Consider the following 6,519-nt stretch of genomic DNA (forward strand, 5'->3'; position numbering starts at 1 on the left):
TGACGGGGTCTCCGGGTACGGAGATGACGATCCTTCCCCGCCGGGCCGTGCTGAACGCGCGCCGCGCCTCGACGTCAGGTGCCGGCTGGCAGTTCCACGGTGATGCGCAGGCCCCCGTCGGCGCGCGGGGTGAGGGTGAGGCGTCCGGCGTGCGCCTCGGTGATGGTCCTGACGATGGCCAGGCCGAGGCCGACGCCCGCGTGGTCGGCGTGGACGCGTTCCGTGCCGCGCTGGAACGGCTCGGTGAGGGTCGGGACGAGGTCCGCGCCGAGGCGGGCGCCGGTGTTCTCGACCGTGAGCACCGCGGTGCCGGCGCGGACACCGGTCGTGACCCACACGGTGCCCTTCTCGGGCAGGTTGTGGACGATCGCGTTGTGCACGAGATTCATGGTCAGTTGCAGCAGAAGCGCCGGCGAACCACTCGCCGGGGTGACGCCGCCGAGGGTCTCGACGCTCACGCCGCTCTTCTCGGCGAGCGGCAGCAGCGTCTCGGTGGCCTCCTCCGCGAGGAGGGACAGGTCGACCTGTTCGCGGGTGAAGGAGCCCCGGCCGGCGCGGCTGAGCAGGAGCAGCGCCTCCGTGAGGGCGATGGCCCGGGTGTTGACGGCCTGGAGGCGGCCGAGGACCTCGCCGCTGTCGTGCCCGGGGTCGGCGAGAGCCACGTCCAGCAGCGACTTGGAGATCGCCAGCGGGGTGCGCAGCTCGTGCGAGGCGTTGGCCGCGAACCTCCGCTGCTCGCCGACGTGCGCTTCGAGGCGGGCGAGCATCGCGTCGAAGGCGTCCGCGAGTTCACGGAACTCGTCCTGCCGGCCCGGCATCCGGATGCGGTGCGAGAGCGACCCGGTGGCCGCCGTACGGGTGGCACCGGTGATCCGGGCCAGGGGAGCGAGCATACGGCCGGCCAGGACCCAGCCCCCCAGCAGCCCGAACACCAGCAGGAACAGCATGACGGCGGCTGCCATGGGCGCGAACCCGTTGACGAACGCGGTGCCCGGAGTGGCCCGCCACGCCCCCTGCTCGTTGGTCTGCAACCACCCCTCTCGCAGGAGGAACACCCCCACGGCGCCCAGCAGCAGGGCACCGGCGAGCATCAGGAATCCGGCATAGCTGAGGGTCAGCTTGAGCCGGACACTCGGTCCGGGTGCCCTGTCCACGGCTCTCCCCTCTGGCGGCGATCGGCACACCCACGCTACGGGCCGCCGCCTATCGCCGGCGTATCGGAAACCGCATACGCGCCGGCAACACCGCGCGGCCTTGGCTGCCCGCATGTCCTACAGCGAACCAGCGAGCCGCACCGCACCCCGCCCGGGGAACCTGACCGTCGGGCCGATCGGCGCCGCCGACCACCTGGCCTTCGTACGGGCCCAGCGCTCGGTCAGCTTCCTCCAGACCCCGGCCTGGGGCCGCGTCAAGACGGAGTGGCGCGCCGAGTCCCTCGGCTGGTACGACGGCCGGCGGCTGGTCGGCGCCGGGCTCGTCCTGCACCGCCCGGTACCGCGGCTGGAGCGCTACACGCTGGCCTACCTGCCCGAGGGCCCGGTCATCGACTGGACCGGCGACCTCGCCGCGTGGCTCGACCCGCTGGCGGCGTACCTCAAGGCGCACGGCGCGTTCGCCGTCCGGCTCGGCCCGCCGGTCCGCACGGACACCTGGAGCGCCGGCCAGGTCAAGGAGGGCATCGGCGACCCCGCCGTCGAGCGGCTCACCGACCTGCCCGGCGAGTGGCCCGGCCCGGCCGGCGCCCGCGTCACCCGCGCGCTGCGCGACGCCGGCTGGCTGCCGCAGAGCCCCGAGGACGGCTTCGGGGTCGGGCATCCGCAGTTCAAGTACGAGATCCCGCTGACCGGCAGGAGCGAGGACGACGTCCTACAGGGCATGAACCAGCTCTGGCGCCGCAACATCAAGAAGGCGGCCAGGGAAGGCGTGGACGTCACGGTCGGCACCGACCTGAAGGCGTTCCACGACCTGTACGTCCACACCGCCGGACGCGACCGCTTCACCCCCCGGCCCCTGCGCTACTTCCAGACCATGTTCGCGGAGCTGAACGCCGAGGACCCCGAACGCATCAGCCTCTACCTGGCCCGCCACCGGGGCGACCTGGTCGCCGCCGCCGTCCTGGTCCGCGTCGGCACCCACGCCTGGTACTCCTACGGCGCCTCCTCCACCGCGAAACGCGAGGTGCGCGGCTCCAACGCCTGCCAGTGGGCGATGATCCGCGACGCGCTGGCGGCCGGCTGCGACATCTACGACCTGCGCGGCATCACCCCCACCCTCGACCCCGGCGACCCGCACGTCGGGCTGATCCAGTTCAAGGTCGGCACCGGCGGGCGGGCGGTGCGGTACGTCGGCGAGTGGGACCTGCCACTGCGGCCGATGGTGTACCGGGCCTTCGACCTGTACATGAAGCGGCGCGGGCGGTGATTTTTACGGCGACCGGGAGTCCGTATCTCCACGAGGGCGGCAAGCCGATCACCGAGGAGAGACCATGGCATCGGTCGCAGACGTCTGGACGATCGTGCACGCGGAGCGCGCGGCACTGATCCACGACCTGGAAGGGCTCGACGACGGGCAGTGGGAGGAGCCCTCGCTCTGCGCGGGGTGGACGGTCCACGACGTCGCCGCCCACCTCGTCGACTCGGCCCGCACGACGCGCCTGGGCTTCGTGGCCGGCCTCGTGCGGGCCCGGTTCGACTTCGACCGCCACAACGCGGCCGGCGTGACGCGCGAGCGCGGCGCCTCACCGGGCCAGACGCTGGCCCGCCTCCGCGAGGTGGCCCCACGGACGTCGGTCCCCCCGGCGCCCCTCGACACCCGGCTCGTCGAGGAGATCGTCCACGGCGAGGACATCCGCCGCCCGCTGGGCCTCACCCGCCACTACCCCCGGGACGCCGTCGTCAGGGCGCTCCGCCTCCAGGCCCGCACCCCGGTGTCCTTCGGCGGCGCGAAGGAACGCGTGGCCGCTCTGCGCCTCACGGCGGCCGACGCCGGCGTGTCGATCGGCGACGGCCCGGAGGTGACCGGACCCGCCCTGTCCCTGCTTCTCGCGCTCACGGGACGACACGTGGCCCTCGACGACCTGCGCGGACGAGGCGTCGAGGCCCTGAGGGGCGGGGCGGCGCGATGAGTCCGCCCGCCCGCTCCCGTCCCACCTGCTGAACCCCGAGGAACTGGAGGCAGCAGATGAGCAGCAGCACCCGCGTCGCGGACGAGGAGGTCGTACGGACGGTGCCCGGGGTGCCGCCGATGTTCGGCGTGCGGGACCCGGACGGCAACAGCCTCGTCCTCGTCGAGGGCTCCTGAACCGGGCCTACCGCGCGAGGGCCGTGGCGACCTCGTCGAGGCGTGCCCCGCGTGAGGCTTTGACGAGGACCACATCGCCGCCGGTGAGGCGGGCGCGCAGCCAGTCGGCGGCTGTGGCGTTGTCGGGCAGCGCGACGGCCCGCTCTCCCGCGCCGTCGGCGATGGCCCGGCCACCCTCGCCGACCGTGACCACCAGGTCGGCGCGGGTGGCGGCGTACGCGCCCACGGCGTGGTGCTCGGCCTCGCTGGTGGCGCCGAGTTCGAGCATCGCGCCGAGGACGGCGATGCGGCGCGTGCCCTCGATCGCCGCGAGGGCGTCCAGGGCGGCGCGGGTCGAGTCGGGGTTGGCGTTGTAGGAGTCGTCGAGCAGGGTCGTGCCGCCGGGGAGAGGGCGCAGCTCCATGCGCCCTCTGGACAGGGACGCGGTGGCCAGGGCCGCCGCGGCCACGTCGAGGGGGAGCCCGGCAGCGAGGCCGGCCGCCGTGGCCGCCGCCGCGTCGAGGGCCTGGTGGGCGCCCGTGAACGGCAGCGTGACGGGGGCCGAGGCATCGGCGGTGCGCAGGGTGAAGGAGGGGCGGCCGAGCCGGTCCAGCGCCTCGCCGAGCACCCGTACGTCGGCGTGCCGCGCCCGGCCGAAGGTCAGCACCGGGCCGTCGGTGAGGGAGCGCATCGCGGCCACCCGCGGATCGTCGGCGTTGAGGACGGCGGTGCCGCCGGGCGCCAGGCCCTGTACCAGTTCGCCCTTGGTCTCGGCGATGGCCCGGCGCGAGCCGAACTCGCCGAGGTGGGCCCGGCCGACGTTGAGGACGACGGCGATGTCGGGCGCGACCAGGCGGGTGAGGTGGGCGATGTCGCCGACGTGGCGGGCGCCCATCTCCAGGACGAGGAACCGGGTGTGCGCGCCCGCGCGCAGCATGGTGAGCGGGACGCCGAGTTCGTTGTTGAGGGAGCCGAGGGTGGCCGCCGTCGGGGCGGTGCCCGACAGGACGGCCGCCAGCAGGTCCTTGGTGGTGGTCTTGCCCTGCGAGCCGGTCACCCCGACGACGGTCAGGCGGTCGCGCAGCCGGGCCACGACATGGGCGGCGAGCGCCTGGAGCGCGGCCCGGACGTCCTCGACGACGACCGTGGGCAGCGGCGTGGGCTTCGAGCCGAGCACCGCTACCGCGCCGGCCCGGCCGGCCTGCACGGCGTGGTCGTGACCGTCGGCGTGCTCGCCGGCGAAGGCCACGAAGAGGCCGCCGGGCTCGGCCTGCCGGCCGTCGAGCACGGCCGGCGCGGTCACGGTCACGGTGCTGTCACCCACGGCCGTCCCGCCGACGACGGCGGCGATGTCGCCGAGGCCGAGCGGGATCGTGCCCAGGGGGTCTGGTTGGCTGGAGGTCATGGCCCCAGTCAAGGCGCCGCGGTGTTGCCGCCGCGTACGCGGATTCCGATAGGCCGGCGATACGGTCCCGCCGGCGGCCCGGGTCAGCCGTGGCTCACCGGGGTGATGGGAAAGTCGAAGTAGGTGTCCGGATAGGGTTCGTCGACGAGAGTGTAGTGCCACCACTCGCAGTCGTAGGACCGGAATCCGCAGCGCTCCATCACGGACCGCAGACGTGCGCGGTTCTCCGCCTCGGTCCGCGTGATCCCCGCCGCTCCGTGGTGGGAGACGGGATCCATCAGGTCATGGTCACCGCCCATCGGAGCGAGGTCGCCGGTGGCCAGGTGGAAGAGCGTCAGATCGACCGTGCTGCCCCGGCTGTGCCCCGATTCGGTGGCCACGTACCCCTGCTCGAACATCGCCGCCCGGTCGAGGTTCGGGTAGTGCCGCGACCTGGTCCGGCCGTCCTCGGGCTGCCGCGCCCAGCGCAGGAAGCAGTCCACGGCGCGCTGCGGCCGGTAGCAGTCCCACAGGAGCAGGCCGAAGCCGTGGGACGCGGCCTCCTCGCGCGCCTCGCCGAGGGCCGCGCTCACCGCCCTGGTGCCGACGACGCGATTCGCCAGGTATCCGTCCACCGGTCTGCCGGTGAAGTTGTCCCAGGTGGCGTACTTGGCGTCCCAGCGGATGCCGGGGACGAACTCGTCCAGGAAAACGAAGTCGTCCTTCACCGGCCGCTCCCCTCCAGCGCCTGCGACACCATCCTGTCGATGACGTCGGACAGGCGGAGGCCCGCGGCGGCCATCATGCGCGGGTACCGGCTGTAGGAGGTGAGGCCGGGCAGCGTGTTCACCTCGTTGAGGACGACCGTGCCGTCGGCCGTCAGGAACAGGTCGACCCGTGCCAGCCCCCGGCAGCCCAGGGCGCGGTAGACGGCCTTCGCGGTCTCCTGGACGAGCGCCCGGGACTCCGCCGGAATGTCCGCCGGAACGATGGGCGTGGCGTTCTCCGAACCGCTCTCGGGGTCCGCCTCCTGGTGGATCCGGAAGAAACCGTGGGACAGCGCCATCCGGTCGACCTCGCCGGTCAGCAGTTCCGCGCCGGTCCCCAGGATCGCGCAGCCGACCTCGCTGCCCTCGACGGCCTCCTCGACCAGGACCTTCGCGTCGTACCGCCGGGCGGCTGCGAGCGCCTCCGCGAGGTCCTCCTTCCGGGACGCCTTGGTGACACCGAAGGACGACCCCGAACGGGCCGGTTTCACGAACACGGGATAGGTGAGCCGGCCGGCGTCGACGGGTTCGTCCGCCGTCACGGTCCGGAAGCCCGGCGTGGCGATTCCCGCGTCGCGGGCCACGAGGTAGGTGAGGGACTTGTCCATGCACAGGGCGGAACTCTGGACGTCGCAGCCCGCGTACGGGATGCCGGACAGCTCCAGCAGTCCCTGGATCGCGCCGTCCTCACCGAGTCTGCCGTGCAGCACGGGCAGCACGACGTCCAGGCCGATCGTGTCGTAGCGCCCGTCCGCCAGGACGAGCAGCCCGCGTACACCGCTGTCCGGCGACAGCGTGACCGGGCGGCACGCGCCGTTCTCCCAGTCCGGTGCGGGGCCGTCGCACAGCTTCCAGGAACCGTCCTTCGTGATCCCGATGTAGTGCGGTTCGTACCGGGCGAGGTCGAGGTTCTTCGCGACCTCCCGCGCGGACTTGACGGAGACGGGGTGTTCCTCGGAGCGGCCCCCGAAGATGATTCCGACCTTCAGCCTAAGGCTTGTCCCGTAACTGCTGGTCACGGGTGGGATGATCTTGGTGTGGCTGGTGTGATCACGGCGTCGGAGCCGTCCTGGATAGCCCCGTTCACGG

Annotated in this window: 6 protein-coding genes; 2 read left to right on the forward strand and 4 right to left on the reverse strand. The window is 73.1% G+C overall.

Annotated elements, in window-relative coordinates:
* Window positions 1–74 precede the first annotated feature (74 nt).
* Window positions 75–1,154 carry a sensor histidine kinase gene (locus PV682_RS37115; protein WP_319736144.1) on the reverse strand — a complete coding sequence of 360 codons (1,080 nt, stop codon included), beginning with the start codon at window positions 1,152–1,154 and terminating at the stop codon, window positions 75–77.
* A 112-nt stretch (window positions 1,155–1,266) separates the two neighbouring features.
* On the opposite strand from PV682_RS37115, the gene PV682_RS37120 reads away from it, so the two are divergent.
* Both PV682_RS37120 and PV682_RS37125 read left to right on the forward strand, forming a co-directional pair.
* Window positions 1,267–2,421, forward strand: coding sequence for a lipid II:glycine glycyltransferase FemX (locus PV682_RS37120; RefSeq protein ID WP_319736145.1), 1,155 nt, complete (start codon window positions 1,267–1,269; stop codon window positions 2,419–2,421).
* 64 nt (window positions 2,422–2,485) lie between these two features.
* A complete protein-coding gene (locus PV682_RS37125; protein WP_319736146.1) occupies window positions 2,486–3,124 on the forward strand; it encodes a maleylpyruvate isomerase family mycothiol-dependent enzyme in 639 nt (212 codons plus the stop codon).
* A 183-nt stretch (window positions 3,125–3,307) separates the two neighbouring features.
* On the opposite strand, the gene PV682_RS37130 is transcribed toward PV682_RS37125, so the two are convergent.
* The 3 genes from PV682_RS37130 to vanA form a co-directional block, all read right to left on the reverse strand.
* Window positions 3,308–4,684, reverse strand: a complete 1,377-nt coding sequence (locus tag PV682_RS37130; protein WP_319736147.1) for a UDP-N-acetylmuramoyl-tripeptide--D-alanyl-D-alanine ligase — start codon at window positions 4,682–4,684, stop codon at window positions 3,308–3,310.
* A gap of 83 nt (window positions 4,685–4,767) precedes the next feature.
* The gene (gene vanX / locus PV682_RS37135) at window positions 4,768–5,391 is read right to left on the reverse strand and encodes a D-Ala-D-Ala dipeptidase VanX (RefSeq protein ID WP_319736148.1); all 624 of its coding nucleotides are present in this window, start codon (window positions 5,389–5,391) and stop codon (window positions 4,768–4,770) included.
* The gene (vanA, locus tag PV682_RS37140) at window positions 5,388–6,449 is read right to left on the reverse strand and encodes a D-alanine--(R)-lactate ligase (protein WP_319736149.1); all 1,062 of its coding nucleotides are present in this window, start codon (window positions 6,447–6,449) and stop codon (window positions 5,388–5,390) included. The genes vanX and vanA overlap by 4 nt, the downstream gene beginning before the upstream one ends.
* Window positions 6,450–6,519: the final 70 nt, after the last annotated feature.

Source organism: Streptomyces niveiscabiei (assembly GCF_033794345.1).
Classification (GTDB): domain Bacteria; phylum Actinomycetota; class Actinomycetes; order Streptomycetales; family Streptomycetaceae; genus Streptomyces; species Streptomyces niveiscabiei.

What these genes read in the sequence shown, in the direction of transcription:
- PV682_RS37120 (WP_319736145.1), top strand. Translation starts at nt 1,267, where the DNA reads ATGTCCTACAGCGAACCAGCGAGCCGCACCGCACCCCGCCCGGGGAAC.
- PV682_RS37130 (WP_319736147.1), bottom strand. Translation starts at nt 4,684, where the DNA reads ATGACCTCCAGCCAACCAGACCCCCTGGGCACGATCCCGCTCGGCCTC.
- PV682_RS37125 (WP_319736146.1), top strand. Translation starts at nt 2,486, where the DNA reads ATGGCATCGGTCGCAGACGTCTGGACGATCGTGCACGCGGAGCGCGCG.